Source organism: Serratia sp. EWG9, assembly GCF_019913725.1.
In the GTDB taxonomy this organism is placed as follows: domain Bacteria; phylum Pseudomonadota; class Gammaproteobacteria; order Enterobacterales; family Enterobacteriaceae; genus Serratia; species Serratia ureilytica.
This window is the reverse complement of sequence record NZ_JADNRO010000010.1, coordinates 98,984-116,269: the sequence shown is the minus strand read 5'-3', so window position 1 is coordinate 116,269 and position 17,286 is coordinate 98,984. Positions and strand designations below refer to the sequence as shown.

Sequence of the window (17,286 nt, the reverse complement as noted above, 5' to 3'; positions counted from 1 at the left end):
GAATTAATGATGCGCCCATTCGATGCTGTTGATGTCCACGCCCTGCTTGAACATCTCCCACAGCGGGGACAGATCGCGCAGACGGCCGATGGATTTACGCACCAGTTGAATGGTGTAGTCGATCTCTTCTTCCGTGGTGAAACGCCCCAGGGAGAAACGGATCGAGCTGTGCGCCAATTCATCGCTCATGCCCAGCGCGCGCAGCACGTAGGACGGCTCGAGGCTGGCGGAGGTACAGGCTGAACCGGAAGAAACGGCCAGGTCTTTCAGCGCCATGATCAGCGACTCGCCTTCAACGTAGTTGAAGCTGACGTTCAGGATGTTCGGTGCGCCGTGCTCCAGATCGCCGTTCAGATACACTTCTTCCATATCTTTCACGCCGTTCCACAGACGATCGCGCAGGGTGCGCAGACGCGCCATCTCTTCGGTCATCTCTTCTTTGGCGATGCGATAAGCTTCGCCCATGCCGACGATCTGGTGGACAGGCAGGGTGCCGGAACGCATGCCGCGCTCGTGACCGCCGCCGTGTACCTGCGCTTCGATGCGGATGCGCGGCTTGCGACGCACATACAGCGCGCCGATGCCTTTCGGGCCATAAATTTTGTGGCCGGAGAACGACATCAGGTCGACTTTCAGCTTGCTCAGATCGATAGGCAGTTTGCCCACGCTCTGGGTGGCGTCAACGTGGTAGATGATACCGCGCGCACGGCACATTTCGCCGATCGCTTCGATATCCTGCACCACGCCGATTTCGTTGTTGACGTGCATGATGGAGACCAGGATGGTGTCATCGCGCATCGCCGCTTCGAGATCCTGCAGGCTGATGATGCCGTTGCTCTGCGGCGCCAGGTAGGTCACTTCAAACCCTTCGCGCTCCAGCTGACGGCAGGTGTCGAGCACGGCTTTGTGTTCGGTTTTGCTGGTGATGATGTGCTTGCCTTTTTTCTGGTAGAAATTGGCAGCGCCTTTGATCGCCAGGTTGTCGGATTCGGTCGCCCCGGAGGTGAAGACGATTTCGCGCGGATCGGCGCCCACCAGTTCGGCGATTTGGTTACGGGCGATGTCTACCGCCTCTTCCGCCTGCCAACCGAAACGGTGGGAACGGGAAGCCGGGTTGCCGAAAGTGCCGTCCAGGGTCAAAAACTGCATCATCTTCTCAGCAACGCGCGGGTCAACCGGCGTCGTTGCTGAGTAATCCAGATAAATCGGTAATTTCATTGCTCTTGTGCTCCGTACATCACTTCCAAAAACTAAAATAATTTCGCCAGCTGCTTATGCGCGCAGATTAACGTTGATAGTTTCTTGCGGACGACCGTTGGCCGTGCGGCGCGTATCGTTGTTTTGACGATCCGCCACCACCAGCACTTCCTGGTTGTTGACCAGTTCAGCCAGCGTAATGTTGTTCAGGAACCCGCTGATGCGCTCGCTCAGATCGCGCCACAGGGCGTGGGTCAAGCAGCGATCGCCGCCCTGACAGCCTTCTTTGCCCTGGCAACGGGTTGCATCTACCGATTCATCGACGGCAGTGATGACAGCGCCAACGGCGATCTCACCCGCGTCTTTACCCAGCAGATAACCACCGCCCGGACCGCGCACGCTGGCCACCAGGCCATTCTTGCGCAGACGGGAGAATAATTGTTCCAGATAAGAGAGCGAAATACCCTGGCGTTCGGAAATGTCCGCCAGTGGCACCGGCCCTTCCTGGGAATGCAGCGCTACGTCGAGCATAGCGGTTACGGCATAACGGCCTTTGGATGTCAGTCTCATAGCTCAATGGTTACCTGTTGGTCAAATATGGCCGAAAGTCTGACATTCCTGAGTAAAACAGTCAACTATTTAACCTAGTAATTAACTCAAGTATTAGCACGTTTTGAACTTAGCAAGAACAAAGGTATATAAAATACATGTTATAACCTTTGGATAACTAATACTATTGTCGCCCACCGTTATGCCACATCAATTAATTACCTTGATGTTTATCCTGTTTCTCGATCGAGGTCAGCATGCCGCGCAGGATATTCAGCTCCTGCCCTTCCGGGCGTGCGCGGGTGAACAGCCGACGCAGGCGGCTCATCACCTGGCCCGGATGGGACGGGCGAATGAAGCCGGTACGCTGCAGCGTCTGCTCAAGGTGCTGATAGAAACGCTCAAGGTCGTCCACCAGCGGATACGGCGTCTCTTCCAGCTGCGGCGCGCCCGCCTGTTGGCGATCGAGGTAAGCCACGCGCACTTCGTACGCCAGGATCTGCACCGCCATCGCCAGGTTCAGCGAGCTGTAGTCCGGGTTGGCCGGAATGGCGACATGGTAGTGGCACTTCTGCAATTCATCGTTGGTCAGCCCGACGCGTTCACGGCCGAACACCAGCGCCACCGGCGCGTGCTCGCCCTCGTGCACCGCGCGCACGCCGCATTCGCGCGGCTCCAGCATCGGCCACGGCAGGGTGCGAGAGCGCGCGCTGGTGCCCACCACCAGGCTACAGCCGGCGATGGCGTCATCGAGGGTATCGACGATGGTGGCGTTGCCGATCACGTCGCTGGCGCCGGCGGCCAGGGCGATGGCCTGAGAATCGGGTTTGATCAGCGGATTAACCAGATAAAGGTTGGTTAACCCCATGGTTTTCATGGCTCTGGCGGTCGAGCCCATGTTGCCGGTATGTGAAGTCTCTACCAGAACAATGCGGATATTGTGCAGCATACAAACTCTGAGCGTGGCGGAAAATCGCAGCATCTTAACACAGCCGTAGGCAATTTGCCGAACAGCTGCTATACTTCGCGCCGTTTCCTGTTCTTTAACATCCTAGTTGGAAGATACCCATGCATCCGATGCTGACTATCGCCGTGCGCGCTGCGCGCAAGGCCGGTAACCTGATTGCCAAAAACTACGAAACCCCGGACGCTGTAGAAGCGAGCCAGAAAGGGACCAATGACTTCGTCACCAACGTCGATCGCGATGCAGAGCATCTGATCATCGACGTCATCCGCAAGTCTTATCCGCAACACAGTATCGTGAGCGAAGAACGCGGTGAGCTGATCGGCGAAGATCGCGATGTGCAATGGGTGATCGATCCACTGGATGGCACTGCAAACTTCATCAAACGTTTCCCTCATTTCTCCGTTTCCATCGCCGTACGCATCAAAGGCCGCACTGAAGTGGCCGTGGTTTACGATCCGATGCGCAACGAACTGTTCACCGCCACGCGCGGTCAGGGCGCCCAGCTCAACGGTTACCGTCTGCGCGGCACCAACGCCAAAGATCTGGATGGCACCATCCTGGCGACCGGCTTCCCGTTCAAAGTCAAACAGCACGCCACGCCTTACATCAACATCGTCGGCAAGCTGTTCACCCAGTGCGCGGACTTCCGCCGCACCGGTTCCGCTGCGCTGGATCTGGCCTATGTGGCCGCCGGCCGCGTAGACGGTTTCTTCGAAATCGGCCTGAAGCCGTGGGACTTCGCCGCGGGCGAACTGCTGGTGCGTGAATCCGGCGGCCTGGTCACCGACTTCGTCGGCGGCCACAACCACTTCAGCTCCGGCAACGTGGTAGCAGGCAACCCGCGCGTCGTGAAAGCCATGCTGGCCACCATGCGCGAAGAACTGAGCGAAGCGCTGAAGCGTTAATCGCCAGAAGCGAATCGAAAAAAGCGCTGCCGATGCAGCGCTTTTTTTATGCCCGTTAGCGGGAGAAGGGGCGGATGCCGCCGCCGAATTCCGGCTGCGCGCTGACGTACAGCAACAGCCCGGCGGCCAACAGGATCAGGCCCCCGGCCAGCGCCAACGAGCCCCAGGCCACCGCGCTCCAGGCGGCGGGCGCACGCGAGCGGCTAAGGCGCACCGCCAGCCGTCGGCTGTAATGCACCAGCAGCGCCAGCATGGAGATGGTCAACGACGTGCCGAACGCCATCGCCAGCGCGGAGATCACTCCCCAGCCGAACACGCCGATCACCTTGGAGAACAGCAGCACCAAAATCGCCCCCGAACAGGGACGCATGCCCATCGCCAGCACGATGGCGGTCTGGGTGCGCCAATCGCTTCCCGCCTGCAGCTCGCTGTCGCTCGGCAGATGCCGGTGGCCGCAGCCGCAATCGGCGCTGTGCACATGCTCCGCCGCCAGCGGCGTCAGGCTGTTGATGCGCAGCGCCGGCGCCGGGCGCATCGCCTTGATCGCCGCAAACAGACGTTTCAGCGCGCGCCAACTCAGCAACACGCCGAGCAACATCACCAAAATAAAGCTGCCCTTCTCCAGCCAGAAGCTGCTTTGGTGCAGCTGGCGCGAAGAGAGCTGCAATACCACCAGCATCAGCGTAACCAGCGCGATCGCCACCCCGCCCTGCACCAGCGAAGCGGCGAAGGTCAGCTTCAGGCTGCTTTTCAGCCGCGCCGGGTGAGTGGCCAGATAGGTGGCGATCACCACTTTGCCGTGGCCGGGGCCGAGCGCATGCAAAACGCCATAGCCGAGGCTGAACAGCGTCAGCGCCAACCCTGCCTGCTGCGGCGCGGCCTTCACCTGCTGCAACAACCCCGCCATCTGCTGGTGCAGCGCTTTTTGCCATACCACGCTCTGCATCAGCAGCTGCGGCCAATAGTGCCACGCCAGCAGCGCGGCGGCCGCCAGCGCCAGCGTGAACGGCAGCAGCGGCCACAGGCCGAAAGCCCAGTGGCGCCGGTTTATCGTCGGTTGCGAGAGATTCAGCGACATTGCAGCGTCACCCGCTGGGCGAACTGCTGCCCCAGCGCCAGGTCTTCACCGGGCGAGTCGTTCTTGTCGAGCGACAGCGCATAGGCCTGCAGCGACGCATTCGGCTTCGGCGTCATCAGCTTGTAGCTGCACTGCTGCGCCATCTCCGGCGGCAAATGCAGCGCATTTTGGTCTTTATAGGTCATATCCACGAAATAAGTCGGATCGTAAGTAGAAAGCTCGAACGGCTTGCCCGCCAGCGGCTGCGGCTCGGCCAACGGCAGCACGAACTCCAGTACCGCCTGGTTGCCCTGGCGCGACAGGTGATATTCGCTGGGCAAGTTCAGGTATTTCACCGGCTTGCCGTCGCGGTAAAGGTCGGTGAAATAGTGCTGCCCCAGCACGTTGGCCATCACTTCCGCCGCCAGCTTTTTCCACACTTCCGAATCGCTCTTGGCGTTTTTCGCATCGTAGAGCAGATCCGCCGAGGTGATTTCATCCATCACCCACACCATTTTCAGGCCGACCAACCGCTGATCCTTGGCGACGAAGGTGGTGTTCATATCGATAAAGCTGTGCGGATGCGCGATCGCACCGGCGCTGAACACGGCGCCAAAGGCAGCCAAAAGTCGACGTAACTTCATCATTATCCTGCTTTACTATATTTGTTATAACGTAACACAAATAAATATCGAACGGCCCGCCTCTGCCGGCGATATTTGTGACGAAAGTTGTAAGCCGAAGTAAAAGCCGCGCGTTAACCCTGCCGGCACAAAGCCTTTTGCTATGCTTAGGCATAATCGCAACCTTTTATGCCGGAAGGTGATATGAGCCTGGACACCTCTCCCGTGCCTGAGCTCTCCGGACAACAACGGCGCTGCCATCTGCTGCTGATGCTGTACACGCCGGAGCCCGAGTTACAGCTGGAGACCCTCAGCCGAATCAATGGCGTCGCCCCCCCGATAACCCGGCAAGATATAGCCGAGGTGGCCAGTGAAATCCAGCGTTTCCACCATCTGGAGATCGCCGTCGATCCCGACCATGGCTACCGATTGAGGGGCAGCGCGCTCAACCAACGCCTGTGCCTGCTCCATTGGCTAAGGCGCACCCTGCGCTGCAGCCCGCGGTTCGTCGAAGACGATTTCGCCCCGCGCCTGCGGCAAGCGCTGGCGGCCGATGCCGAGTTGACATCGCTGTTGGCCCAGGCGCTCGACGCCTGCGAGCCGCTGCTCAATCGTCACTTTGACGCGCGCGACCGCCAATTCCTACAGCATTATCTGCTCTACTGCGCCTGGCAAAACCGCCTGCAGCAACACCCGTGTTTCGACGCCGTTCAGCGCGACTGGCTGCGGCAAAAACCGGAGCAGCAAGCCGCCGCCTGGCTGCATCAGACCTGCAACCGGCTGTTTAACCAGCCGCCGCACGCGGACGAGCGCGATTTCCTGGCGCTGACCTTCACCCTGTTGAAAAGCCACAGCTACCACAGCAACGACTCGGCGCATGAGCAGCGGTTGATGACGGCGATCGACAGCATGGTCGAGCGGTTCCAGCAGCTGTCCGGCATGGCTTTCAGCAGCAAGGCGGAGCTGGTCAGCCAGCTGTTCGCCCATCTGGCGCCGGCGCTGGAGCGCTGCCGTTTCGCCATCGGCATCGACAATATGCTGCTGGAAGAAGTGGTGCGCAAATACCCGCGGCTGATGCGCACCACGCAGGAAGCGTTGAAACCGCTGGAGCAGGAGTACGGCGTGCATTTTTCCAACGAGGAGGCGGGCCTGGTGGCCATCAGCTTCGGCGCCTGGCTGATGCAGGACAACGCGCTGCAGGAAAAACAGGTGCTGCTGCTGACGCTGGATAACCCGCAGTTGGAAGAGGAAGTGGAATATCAGATCCGCGAGCTCACGCTGCTGCCGCTGAACATCAAGTATCTGCCGCTGAGCGACTATCTGTGCGGCGGAGCGCCGCAGGGCGTCACGCTGGTGATCACCCCCTACGCGGCGGTGCACAGCGCTCCACACCCGCCGCTGATCTATACCGAACTGCCGCTGGAAAACCGCCAGCGCCAGGCCATCCGCGCGCTGCTGGAAGCCCCTTAATCACCGGCTGACGCTGACCGCCGGCGGCCGGATGAACAAGGCCGGCACCGCGACCGCCGCCATCACCCAGAATACCCCGCCCTGCCAATGTTCGAACAGGAACCCGGCAATGACCGTCATGACGGCGATACCGCCGCCCATCGCCAGCGCCGAATACACCGCCTGCAGCCGGATCACCTCTTGCCCCTGGCGCGCGGCGATAAAGCGCATCGCCGCCAGATGGCAGACGGTGAAGGTGCCGCAATGCAGGATCTGGATCAGCAGCAGCCAGCCCAGCTCGGTGCTGTAGGCCATCAGGCTCCAGCGCAACACGCCGCAACAGGCGGAAAGCAGCAGCAGGTTGCGCGCATTCCAGCGGCGGAACAGCACGTTGCTGCTGGCGAAAATAATCACTTCCGCCACCACGCCCAGCGACCACAGATAACCGATGGTCGAGGCCGAATAACCCGCCTCCTGCCAGTAAATGGAGCCGAAGCTGTAGTAGCCGGCGTGCGCGCCCTGCAGCAGCGTGACGCACAGCAGGAAGCGCCAGACCGGCCCTTCTTTCAACAGCGCCCACAGCGAACGCTCAGCCCCGCCGTGCGTGCGCGCTTCGCCCTGCGGCATCACGCTCGGCTTCAGCAACATGCCCAGCAGCATCGCCAGCACGCTGAGGATCAGGCTGTAGAGAATGGCGTTATGGCCCCACACCGCCACCAGTTGCCCGGTCAGCGCCGAGCCGATGACGAACGCCAGCGAGCCCCACAGCCGCACCCGGCCATAGTCCATGCGGATCTGCTTTTGCCAGGTGGCGGCCAGCGCGTCGGTCAGCGGCACCAGCGGCGAGAAGAACAGGTTGAACCCCGCTATCACCAGCATCAGCCAGCCCCAGCCGTTGCCGAAGCAGAAGCCAACCGCGAAAGCCAGGGTCAGCAGCGCCAGCAGGCGCAGCGCGGAAACCAGATGAGAGGGATCTTTAACGCGGGGAGCAATCAGTAAACTGCCGAGGAAGCGGGCCACCAAACCGGCGCCGAGCAATATGCCGATGGTTTCGGGCGCGATGCCCTCGCCTTTCAGCCACACGCCCCAGAACGGTAAGAAAATGCCGTAGGAAAAAAAGTAGGTGAAATAACTGAGCGCGAGCCAACGCGTGGATTGCAGAACCATGATCCCTCCGGAGTGAGGGCAATACTTTGACAGAGCTCACACCTGCCCGCAATCTTCATTCCACGTCAATGCGTTAGAGTGCCAGACAGCTCACAGTTTGCCGCGAGCGGCCACAAAAAACCCGCCGCAGCGGGTTTTTTCAGGCAAAAGCGGGATTATGCGTAAACCGGCAGGCGGGCGCAGATATCCAGCACTTTCTTCTTGGTGCGTTCGATGGTGGCTTCATCGTTGATGTTGTCCAGCACATCACAGATCCAACCGGCCAGTTCGCGCACGTCGGCTTCTTTGAAGCCGCGACGGGTCACGGCCGGGGTGCCGATACGCACGCCGGAGGTGACGAACGGGCTCTTCGGATCGTTCGGCACGCTGTTTTTGTTGACGGTGATGTTGGCGCGGCCCAGGGCGGCGTCCGCTTCTTTACCGGTCAGGTTTTTGTCGACCAGATCCAGCAGGAACAGGTGGTTATGGGTGCCGCCGGAGACCACTTTGTAGCCGCGCTGCAGGAACACGTCCACCATCGCCTTGGCGTTGACCGCCACTTGCTGCTGGTAAACCTTGAACTCAGGCTCCATCGCTTCTTTCAGCGCCACCGCCTTGCCGGCGATCACGTGCATCAGCGGGCCGCCCTGGCCGCCAGGGAACACGGCGGAGTTCAGCTTTTTGTACAGCTCTTCGTCGCCGCCCTTCGCCAGGATCAGGCCGCCGCGCGGGCCCGCCAGGGTTTTGTGGGTGGTGGTGGTGACGATGTGCGCGTGCGGTACCGGGTTCGGGTACACGCCGGCGGCGATCAGGCCGGCCACGTGCGCCATGTCGACGAACAGATAAGCGCCGATGCTGTCGGCGATTTCGCGCATTTTGGCCCAGTCAACCACGCCAGAGTAAGCGGAGAAGCCGCCGATGATCATTTTCGGCTTGTGGGTTTGCGCCTGTTTGGCCAGATCGTCATAGTCGATTTGACCTTTGTCGTCGATGCCGTAAGGCACCACGTTATACAGTTTGCCGGACAGGTTAACCGGGGAACCGTGGGTCAGGTGGCCGCCGTGCGCCAGGTTCATGCCCAGAATGGTGTCACCCGGCTGCAGCAGCGCGGTGTAAACGGCGAAGTTAGCCTGGGAGCCGGAGTGCGGCTGCACGTTGGCGTAATCGGCGCCGAACAATTCTTTGGCGCGGTCGATAGCCAGCTGCTCAACGATATCCACGTATTCGCAGCCGCCGTAGTAACGCTTGCCCGGATAGCCTTCAGCGTATTTGTTGGTCAGCTGGGAACCCTGAGCCTGCATCACGCGCGGGCTGGTGTAGTTCTCAGACGCGATCAGCTCGATGTGCTCTTCCTGACGCACCACTTCCTGCTCCATGGCACGCCACAGTTCCGCATCGTAATCGGCAATGTTCATTTCACGCTTTAACATCCGGCATCTCCTGACTTAAATCAGCTAACTAAAAAATCACCAAATAACTACCCGTTTGGGTTCTGGGCCACAGTGTAAACCGTTTCGCCCCACCGAAGATAGGTCTTGACAGAGGTTTTTACGCAAACGATTGGCATAAGGCGGCGCAAGGCTTTGATCCGCTAAACGCCGCCGTTTATCAACGGACATTTCCTCATGCGAACGATGCGCTTTTTTCATGTTCTGTGAGCGCGATCGACGCCCGAAGAACACCGCAACGAAAACAAGGGTATTTACAAGCGGCGTGGAACTCAATAAGATGCATTTAAAATACATCATTAAAATTCTCGTCAAGATCCCAACCCAAGGAGCGCTCCCATGCTGGATAGCCAAACCATCGCTACCGTAAAATCCACCCTTCCCCTGCTGGCTGCGACCGGGCCGAAGCTGACCGCCCACTTTTACGATCGCATGTTCGCGCACAACCCGGAATTGAAAGACATTTTCAACATGAGCAACCAGCGCAACGGCGATCAGCGTCAGGCGTTGTTCGACGCCATCTGCGCCTATGCCGCCAACATCGAGAACCTGGCGGCGCTGCTGCCGGCGGTGGAGCGCATCGCGCAGAAGCACACCAGCTTCAATATCCAGCCGGAACAATACCAAATCGTCGGCGGCCACCTGCTGGCGACGCTGGACGAAATGTTCAGCCCGGGTCAGGAAGTGTTGGACGCCTGGGGCAAAGCCTACGGCGTGCTGGCCAACGTGTTTATTCAGCGTGAAGAGCAGATTTATCAGCAGAGCGAAACCGACAACGGCGGCTGGCGCGATCTGCGCGCATTCCGCATCCTGAAGAAACAGCCGCAGAGCGACGTGATCTGCAGCTTCGTGCTGGCACCGGTGGACGGCGGCCGGGTGGCGGACTTCAAACCGGGGCAATACCTGGCGGTCTACATCAAGCACGACAGCCTGGAGCATCAGGAAATTCGCCAGTACTCGCTGACCACCTCGCCAAACGGCGAGTTCTACCGCATCGCGGTGAAGCGCGAAGATCAGGGGAAAGTGTCCAACTACCTGCACCAGCAGGCGCAGGAAGGCGACGTGATCGACATCGCCCCGCCGCACGGCGACTTCTTCCTCGACGTGGCGCCGACCACGCCGGTGGCGCTGATCTCCGCCGGCGTCGGCCAAACCCCGATGCTCGGCATGCTCAACAGCCTGCACGACAACCAACACCAGGCGCAGGTCCACTGGCTGCACGCGGCGGAAAACGGCAGCGTGCATGCCTTTGCCGAGGAAGTGGCGGATATTGCCGGGCGCATGCCGAATCTTAGCCGCCATGTGTGGTACCGCGAGCCGGGCGCCGATGACGTGGAAGGCCGCGACTACCACAGCCGCGGATTGATGGGTTTGAGCGCGCTGCAAGGCAGCCTCGCCGATCCGCAAATGCACTATTACTTCTGCGGCCCGGTGGCCTTCATGCAGTTCGTGGGCAAACAGCTGCTGGAGATGGGCGTAGAGGCCGAACGCATCCACTACGAATGCTTCGGCCCGCATAAGGTGCTGTAATGCTTGCGGAGCGCGGCCGTCAGACCGCGCTCCCTCTTCATTTCGCCTGCAGTTGGCGCGCGTCCTGCACCTGCTGCACCGTTACCGGCGCCGCCTGGTTGCCCCAGCTTCCCCGCAGATAGCTCATCAGGTCGGCCGCCTGCCGATCGTTCAACGCCCAGCCGTAAGCCGGCATCCCGAGCGCCATCGCCTGCTGCGTGATCGGGGTATGCGCCCCTTCCAGCACCACCCGCAGCGCGGTCAGCGGATTGTCCGCCGTTACCGTGGCGTTGCCCGCCAGCGCCGGGATGGTGAAGTCGGTGCCCTCTCCCTTATTGCCGTGGCAGGTCGAGCAATACATCGCATAGGTCGCCTTGCCGCTCGGATTATCCGCCAGCGCAACCTTCGAGGCGGCCCCGGCGACGGTGTCCGGCGCCAGGCTGCGCAGGTACACCGCGATGGCCTTCAGATCGCCGTCGCTGAGGTACTGCGTGCTGTGGGCCACCACCTCGCTCATCGGCCCGGCGACCGCCGCATGGCGGCTGCGGCCGGTTTTCAGCAGCGCCGTCACCTCTTCCGGCGGCAGGCCGCGCAGGTTGGAAGCGTACCAGCCGTCCAGCTCGGCGCCGCTCAGGAACACCGGTTCCTTACCGTCCAGCCCCTTCTCCTGCATCGCCCAACCGCGCGGCGTATGGCAGCTGCCGCAGTGGCCCGCGCCCTGCACCAGGTAGGCGCCGCGGTTCCACTCGGCACTTTGCTGCGGATCGGCCTGATACGGCTGGTCGTCGTGGAACAGCTGGTTCCACACCGCCAGCGGCCAACGCATCGACAGCGGCCAGCTGATGTCGCTGGCGCGGTTGGCGACGTTCTGCGCCGGCACCTCGTTCATCAGATAGTCATACAGCGCGCGCATGTCTTCCGCGCTCATTTTGGCGTACGAGGTGTACGGCATCGCCGGATAAAGCCGGTGACCGTCTTTGGCGATCCCCTGACGCATGGCGCGATCGAACTCTTCGAACGAGTAAGCGCCGATGCCGTGCAGCTTGTCCGGCGTGATGTTGGTGGCGTAGATAGCCCCGAGCGGCGTCGGGAATTTCATGCCGCCCGCCAATTCGGCGCCGCCCGGCGCGGTATGGCAGGCGGTGCAGTCACCGGCTTTAGCGACGTATTCCCCGGCCGACATCGCCTGGGCCGAGCCGCCGGCGGCCAGCAGGCTCAACAGGTACAGCGAACGCAGACTCATGCTCCCTCCTTGGCGGCAACCTTGCCGTAGGCCAGTTCGTTCACCGCGCGCCACGCCTGATCGATCGCCGAGTTGGCGTACGGGCTCCAGTCGGCATCGGAGTTGGCGATAGCGATCTTGCCGATCGGCTGCCGCGCCGTTTCGATGATTTTCTTGGCTTCGTCTTCGTCGTCAAACAGCCCGTTGAGGAAGTAGGAGTAACCGTGCGACCAGCGGTTGACCGTGATCGCCTGAATGTCGCGCTGATGGTCGAAACCGGCCTCGCCCAGCATGCCCTGCAGCTGTTCGCGGATCATCTGTTCGTGCACTTCAAACGGCGTGCCCAGCAGCAGCGCGCGCCCTTTACGCGACTGTTCGCGCGTGCTGAGGCCGCTGCCCGGCAGCGTCGGCACATACACCATATGCAGGCCGATCGGCCGATCCGGATCGCGCGGGTGTTGATAGCCGCCCATGCTCACCGGATAGTCCAGCTTCACGCGGCTATACGGCGCGGCCGGCGAATAAACCTCGTGCACGCCCAGCTTGATGAACGGCTGCCAGTTGCGGATCACCACCTTGCTGTACACCAGCGGCGCCTTGACGTTCTGCTTCAGCGCCTCCTGCTGCTCGTGCGACATCTCCGGCACCAGATACGGGATCATCATGTTGTAGCCGGCCATCACCACCTGCCCGGCGCGCACCTTGGCCATCTTCTCGCCGGTCATGTAGGTGACTTCCACCTTGTCGCCGACGTTGGCCGCGTGCAGCCCGGTGCTGTTCAAACGCAGCTTCACCGGCCATTCCGGCCGATCGAGCTGGCTGTAGTCGAATTTAGCCAGCACCACATCGTTCATGTCCTTGCCGGCCGGCGCCACCGCCGGGATCAGCTGGCGCACCATCAGGCGCGCCAGCGTGGCGTTGCCGTCCGGGAAGTGGAACACGTAAGGATCGTCGAGATCCGCCTGCGACTCTTCGTCCAGCGGCGGCAGATTCATGCCGTCAAGGCCCGGCAGATCGCAGATGCGCGCATCGCTGCACGAGGTGCCATCAATACCCACCGCCTGGAAGTCGTTGGTGGTCTGCTGGAAATAGCGGATCGCCAGTTCGCTCAGGCCCACCTTCTCGCGCAGGAACTGGGTATAGCTGTGGGTATCGAGCCACTCGACCTTCTGCTCCAGCGTCATCTCCGGCAGATAATCCTTCTCCACCGTGTGCAGCGCGATCAGCGCCTGGCGATCGCTTTCCGGCAGCGGGAAATCGCCGATGAACGCTTCATAAGAGCGGCCGTTGAGCCGATCGCGCGGAATGTCGTCCGCCACCGTGCGCCCCGGATCGCCGCTCACCACCTTGTCGACGCCGAAGTTCTTGCGATCGAAGTAAACGCCCCGGCTCAAATTCAAATCCGGGTAGAAGGTGGTGTCGAAAGCCTGTTCCAGTTGGTCGATATCGACGCCGAGCTTGTGCAGCAGCCCCATCGCCACCGGGCTGAAGTTGGAGCGCGGCGACTGCAGCGATTCGCTGCCGCCATAGCCGAGCAGCATGCCGTCGTTGCTGTTGAACTCGTTGCGCTTGGCGTGGCCGCCGAAGTCGTCGTGGTTGTCGATCAAAAGAATGCGCTGCCGCTCGCCTTTCAGTTGCTGCCAGAAACAGGCGGCCGCCAGCCCGCTGATGCCGGCGCCGACCACCACCAGATCGAACTCTTCAACGGCGGGTACGCTGCCGAAATCAAAGGTTTTGCCGTCGCGCCCCAACTGGTGCGCATGCTCGAACGAGCCCGGATGGTTGCCCCGCAACCCGGTCAGCGCCGGCGGATAGTACAGGGCTTGATTAGCGGTTTGCGGCGACGCGCGCAAGATTTGCAGCGGCGTCAACCCGGCGGCGATGGTGATCGCCACTCCGTTGAGAAAATCGCGTCTGGTGATACCCATATAGGCTTCCTTTCAATTTTTATTATCATCAGCCGGCCGGAACCGGCTCGAAGGCCGCGCTATTGTGCGGATAATTACTGTAAAATCAATGTTTGAACATCACATGACGAATGGCCGTGTAATCCTCCAGCCCGTACATCGACATATCCTTGCCGTAGCCGGACAATTTCTGGCCGCCGTGCGGCATTTCGCTCACCAGCATGAAGTGGGTGTTCACCCAGGTGCAGCCGTATTGCAGGCGGGCGCTTAAGCGATGCGCGCGGCCCACGTCGCGGGTCCACACGGACGACGCCAGCCCGTAATTGGATTCGTTCGCCCAGGCCAGCACCTGCTCTTCGTCGTCGAACAGCGTCACCGTCACCACCGGGCCGAACACTTCGCGCTGCACGATCTCATCGTCCTGGCGCGCGCCGGCCAACAGCGTCGGCTGGAAGTAGTAGCCCGGCCCTTTCACCTTCTCCCCGCCGGTCACCACCTGTACGTGCGGCAACGCTTTGGCTCGCTCGACAAAACCGGCCACCCGCTCCAGATGCTGGGCGGTAATCAACGGCCCCAGTTCGGTGCTCTCGTCGTCCGGCGCGCCGATCTTCAGGCTGGCCACCGCCTCGCCCAACCGCTTGACCAGCTCGGGATAAATGCTTTTCTGCGCGTAGATGCGGCAGGCGGCGGTGCAATCCTGCCCGGCGTTGTAGAAGCCGAAACCGCGAATGCCGTCGACCACCTGCTGCAGATCGGCATCGTCAAACACCAGCACCGGCGCCTTGCCGCCCAGCTCCATATGGGTGCGCTTAATGCCGGCGGCGGTATGGGCGATGATATGCTCGCCAGTGGCGATCGAGCCGGTCAGCGACACCATGCGCACCTTGTCATGCCCGGTCAGCCGATCGCCGACGCTGGCGCCGCGGCCGAACAGCACGTTGAGCACGCCCGGCGGGAACAGCCCGGCGGCCAGTTCGGCCAGTTTGAAAGTGGTCAGCGGCGTTTGCTCCGACGGCTTGATCACCACGCAGTTGCCCGCCGCCAACGCCGGCGCCAGTTTCCAGGCCGCCATCATCAGCGGGTAGTTCCACGGCGCGATCGAGGCCACCACGCCGAGCGGATCGCGGCGGATCATCGAGGTATGCCCGGCCAGATACTCGCCGGCCGCCATGCCGGTCAGGCAGCGGCTGGCCCCGGCGAAGAAGCGAAACACGTCGGCCACCGCCGGCAGTTCGTCATTCAATACGCAGTGATAAGGCTTGCCGCAGTTGAGCGACTCCAGCCTGGCGAAGGTCTCGGCATGCTCGTCGATCAGATCCGCCAGCTTGAGCAGATGCTCGGCGCGCTCCTTCGGCGTGGTTTGCCCCCAGGCGGCGAACGCGGCGTCCGCCGCCAGCACCGCGCGATCGACCTGCTCCGGGCTGGCCTCCGCCACCTGCGCGATCACTTCGCCGGTCGCCGGGTTATACACCGGCTGGGTCGCGCCCTGGCCATTCACCAGTTGGCCGTCAATCAACAGTTGGCTTTGCATAGGGTTATCCTTTTGTCAGAGGTCGGGTAAGGAAATTATTTGCCGCTGCCGGCGACGCTTTCCCCACCTTTGGTCAGGTAGTAAGCGCCGAGGATCGGCAGCATGGTCAACAGCATCACCGACAGCGCCACCACGTTGGTGATTGGCACGTCGCGCGGGCGGCCGAGCTGGTTCAGCAGCCACAGCGGCAGCGTGCGCTCGTGGCCGGCGGTAAAGGTGGTCACGATGATTTCGTCGAACGACAGCGCGAACGCCAGCATGCCCCCGGCCAGCAGCGCCGAGCCGAGGTTCGGCAAGATCACGTAACGGAAGGTTTGCCAGCCGTCGGCGCCGAGATCCATCGACGCTTCGATCAGGCTGTACGAGGTGCGGCGGAACCGGGCGATGACGTTGTTGAACACGATCACCACGCAGAACGTCGCATGGCCGACGACGATGGTCAGGATGCCGGGCTCGATGTTCAGCGCCTTGAACGCCGCCAGCAGCGCCAGGCCGGTGACGATCCCCGGCAGCGCAATCGGCAGCAGCAACAGCAGCGAAATGCTGTCCTTGCCGAAGAAATCGCGCCGATACAGCGCCGCCGCCGCCAGGGTGCCGAGCACCAGCGCGATGGCGGTCGCCAGGCAGGCGATCTGCGCCGACAGCAACACCGCATCGATAATGTCCTGCCGCCCGGCGGCGACGTTGAACCAATGCAGCGTGAAACCCTTCGGCGGGAAGCTGAAGGCCGCGTCCTCGGTGTTGAAGGCGTAGATGGCGATGATCGCCAACGGGAAATGCAGGAAGACAAGTCCGCCCCAGGCGGCCAGCTTCAGCCCTAAGGGCGCGCGTTCAGAGTGCATCGAAAGCCCCCAGACGTTTGACGATGGAAAGATAGATGGCGATCAGGACGATCGGCACCAGCGTAAAGGCCGCGGCCATCGGCATATTGCCGATCGCGCCCTGCTGGGCGTACACCATGCTGCCGATGAAATAACCCGGCGGCCCCACCAGCTGCGGCACGATAAAGTCGCCCAGCGTCAGCGAGAAAGTGAAGATCGATCCGGCGGCGATGCCCGGCACCGCCAGCGGCAAAATGACGTGACGGAAGGTCTGCGCCGGCCGGGCGCCCAGATCCGCCGAAGCGTGCAGCAGCGAGGGCGGCAGGCGCTCCAGCGCCGCCTGGATCGGCAGGATCATGAACGGCAGCCAGATATAGACGAACACCAGAAAACGCCCCAGCCCCGAGGTCGACAGCGTGTTGCCACCGACGCCGGGCACCGTCAGCAGCGACGCCAACAGCGGCTCCAGCCCCAGGTGCTGCAGGAACCACTGCGCCACGCCGTCTTTCGCCAACAGCAAAGTCCAGGCATAGGCTTTGACGATATAGCTGGCCCACATCGGCATCATCACGGCGATGTAAAAGAACGCCTTGACGCGGCCGCTGGTGTAACGCGCCATGTAATAGGCGATGGGGAACGCCAGCGCCGCGCTGGCCAGCGACACCAGCACCGCCATGGTCAGCGTGCGCAGGATAATGTCGTAGTTGGCCGGGTTGAACAGCGCCGCGAGGTTGGCGAAGGTCAGATCCGGCGTCACCGCCATGGTGAAATCGTCGAAGGTGTAAAATCCTTGCCACAGCAGCGTCAGCAGCGAACCGAGGTACACCGCGCCGAACCACAGCAGCGGCGGCACCAGCAGCAAAAGCAGATACAGCGTCGGCCGGCGATAGAGCCAGGTCGACAGCGCGCGCACGGTACCGCCGCGCGCCGGGGGGGAATCGATGCTCATGTCCAT

At 61.7% G+C, this 17,286-nt stretch carries 15 protein-coding genes; 3 read left to right on the top strand and 12 right to left on the bottom strand.

What is annotated here, in order from left to right; translation table 11 throughout:
• Positions 1 to 3: 3 nt before the first annotated feature.
• The 3 genes from iscS to trmJ all read right to left on the bottom strand — a co-directional run bounded on the left by iscS (position 4) and on the right by trmJ (position 2,695).
• On the bottom strand, positions 4 to 1,218 hold the full coding sequence (gene iscS / locus ITX55_RS19945; RefSeq protein WP_015378780.1) for a cysteine desulfurase: 1,215 nt from the start codon (positions 1,216 to 1,218) through the stop codon (positions 4 to 6).
• Between the two features lie 54 nt (positions 1,219 to 1,272).
• Positions 1,273 to 1,767 carry a Fe-S cluster assembly transcriptional regulator IscR gene (iscR, locus tag ITX55_RS19940; protein WP_004941404.1) on the bottom strand — a complete coding sequence of 165 codons (495 nt, stop codon included), beginning with the start codon at positions 1,765 to 1,767 and terminating at the stop codon, positions 1,273 to 1,275.
• A gap of 193 nt (positions 1,768 to 1,960) precedes the next feature.
• A complete protein-coding gene (gene trmJ, locus ITX55_RS19935; protein WP_025303916.1) occupies positions 1,961 to 2,695 on the bottom strand; it encodes a tRNA (cytosine(32)/uridine(32)-2'-O)-methyltransferase TrmJ in 735 nt (244 codons plus the stop codon).
• A 119-nt stretch (positions 2,696 to 2,814) separates the two neighbouring features.
• Between trmJ and suhB the strand changes: the two genes are divergently transcribed.
• Positions 2,815 to 3,618, top strand: a complete 804-nt coding sequence (suhB, locus tag ITX55_RS19930; RefSeq protein ID WP_033644096.1) for an inositol-1-monophosphatase — start codon at positions 2,815 to 2,817, stop codon at positions 3,616 to 3,618.
• A gap of 55 nt (positions 3,619 to 3,673) precedes the next feature.
• Here the strand turns inward: suhB and ITX55_RS19925 are convergent, their stop codons facing one another.
• Both ITX55_RS19925 and ITX55_RS19920 read right to left on the bottom strand, forming a co-directional pair.
• Positions 3,674 to 4,696, bottom strand: coding sequence for a nickel/cobalt transporter (locus ITX55_RS19925; RefSeq protein ID WP_033651571.1), 1,023 nt, complete (start codon positions 4,694 to 4,696; stop codon positions 3,674 to 3,676).
• Positions 4,687 to 5,322, bottom strand: a complete 636-nt coding sequence (locus tag ITX55_RS19920) for a DUF1007 family protein (RefSeq protein ID WP_046687657.1) — start codon at positions 5,320 to 5,322, stop codon at positions 4,687 to 4,689. Before ITX55_RS19920 ends, ITX55_RS19925 begins: the two co-directional genes overlap by 10 nt.
• A gap of 180 nt (positions 5,323 to 5,502) precedes the next feature.
• Here ITX55_RS19920 and csiE point away from each other — a divergent pair, with 180 nt between their 5' ends.
• Positions 5,503 to 6,768, top strand: a complete 1,266-nt coding sequence (csiE, locus tag ITX55_RS19915) for a stationary phase inducible protein CsiE (RefSeq protein WP_108681765.1) — start codon at positions 5,503 to 5,505, stop codon at positions 6,766 to 6,768.
• Here the strand turns inward: csiE and ITX55_RS19910 are convergent, their stop codons facing one another.
• On the bottom strand, positions 6,769 to 7,914 hold the full coding sequence (locus tag ITX55_RS19910; RefSeq protein ID WP_108681767.1) for a 3-phenylpropionate MFS transporter: 1,146 nt from the start codon (positions 7,912 to 7,914) through the stop codon (positions 6,769 to 6,771). It lies immediately after the preceding gene.
• A 155-nt stretch (positions 7,915 to 8,069) separates the two neighbouring features.
• The gene (gene glyA / locus ITX55_RS19905; RefSeq protein WP_025303922.1) at positions 8,070 to 9,323 is read right to left on the bottom strand and encodes a serine hydroxymethyltransferase; all 1,254 of its coding nucleotides are present in this window, start codon (positions 9,321 to 9,323) and stop codon (positions 8,070 to 8,072) included.
• Between the two features lie 357 nt (positions 9,324 to 9,680).
• On the opposite strand from glyA, the gene hmpA reads away from it, so the two are divergent.
• Positions 9,681 to 10,871 carry an NO-inducible flavohemoprotein gene (hmpA, locus tag ITX55_RS19895; RefSeq protein ID WP_108681771.1) on the top strand — a complete coding sequence of 397 codons (1,191 nt, stop codon included), beginning with the start codon at positions 9,681 to 9,683 and terminating at the stop codon, positions 10,869 to 10,871.
• 37 nt (positions 10,872 to 10,908) lie between these two features.
• Here the strand turns inward: hmpA and ITX55_RS19890 are convergent, their stop codons facing one another.
• From ITX55_RS19890 to ITX55_RS19870, 5 genes are all read right to left on the bottom strand, one after another.
• Positions 10,909 to 12,093 carry a cytochrome c gene (locus ITX55_RS19890; RefSeq protein WP_197801973.1) on the bottom strand — a complete coding sequence of 395 codons (1,185 nt, stop codon included), beginning with the start codon at positions 12,091 to 12,093 and terminating at the stop codon, positions 10,909 to 10,911.
• The gene (locus ITX55_RS19885; RefSeq protein WP_197756188.1) at positions 12,090 to 14,000 is read right to left on the bottom strand and encodes an FAD/NAD(P)-binding protein; all 1,911 of its coding nucleotides are present in this window, start codon (positions 13,998 to 14,000) and stop codon (positions 12,090 to 12,092) included. Before ITX55_RS19885 ends, ITX55_RS19890 begins: the two co-directional genes overlap by 4 nt.
• An 85-nt stretch (positions 14,001 to 14,085) precedes the next feature.
• Positions 14,086 to 15,510, bottom strand: coding sequence for an aminobutyraldehyde dehydrogenase (gene patD / locus ITX55_RS19880; RefSeq protein WP_147881059.1), 1,425 nt, complete (start codon positions 15,508 to 15,510; stop codon positions 14,086 to 14,088).
• A gap of 35 nt (positions 15,511 to 15,545) precedes the next feature.
• Entirely contained in the window at positions 15,546 to 16,352 is an 807-nt protein-coding gene (locus tag ITX55_RS19875) for an ABC transporter permease (protein WP_016929774.1), read from the bottom strand.
• The gene (locus tag ITX55_RS19870; protein WP_016929775.1) at positions 16,342 to 17,286 is read right to left on the bottom strand and encodes an ABC transporter permease; all 945 of its coding nucleotides are present in this window, start codon (positions 17,284 to 17,286) and stop codon (positions 16,342 to 16,344) included. The genes ITX55_RS19875 and ITX55_RS19870 overlap by 11 nt, the downstream gene beginning before the upstream one ends.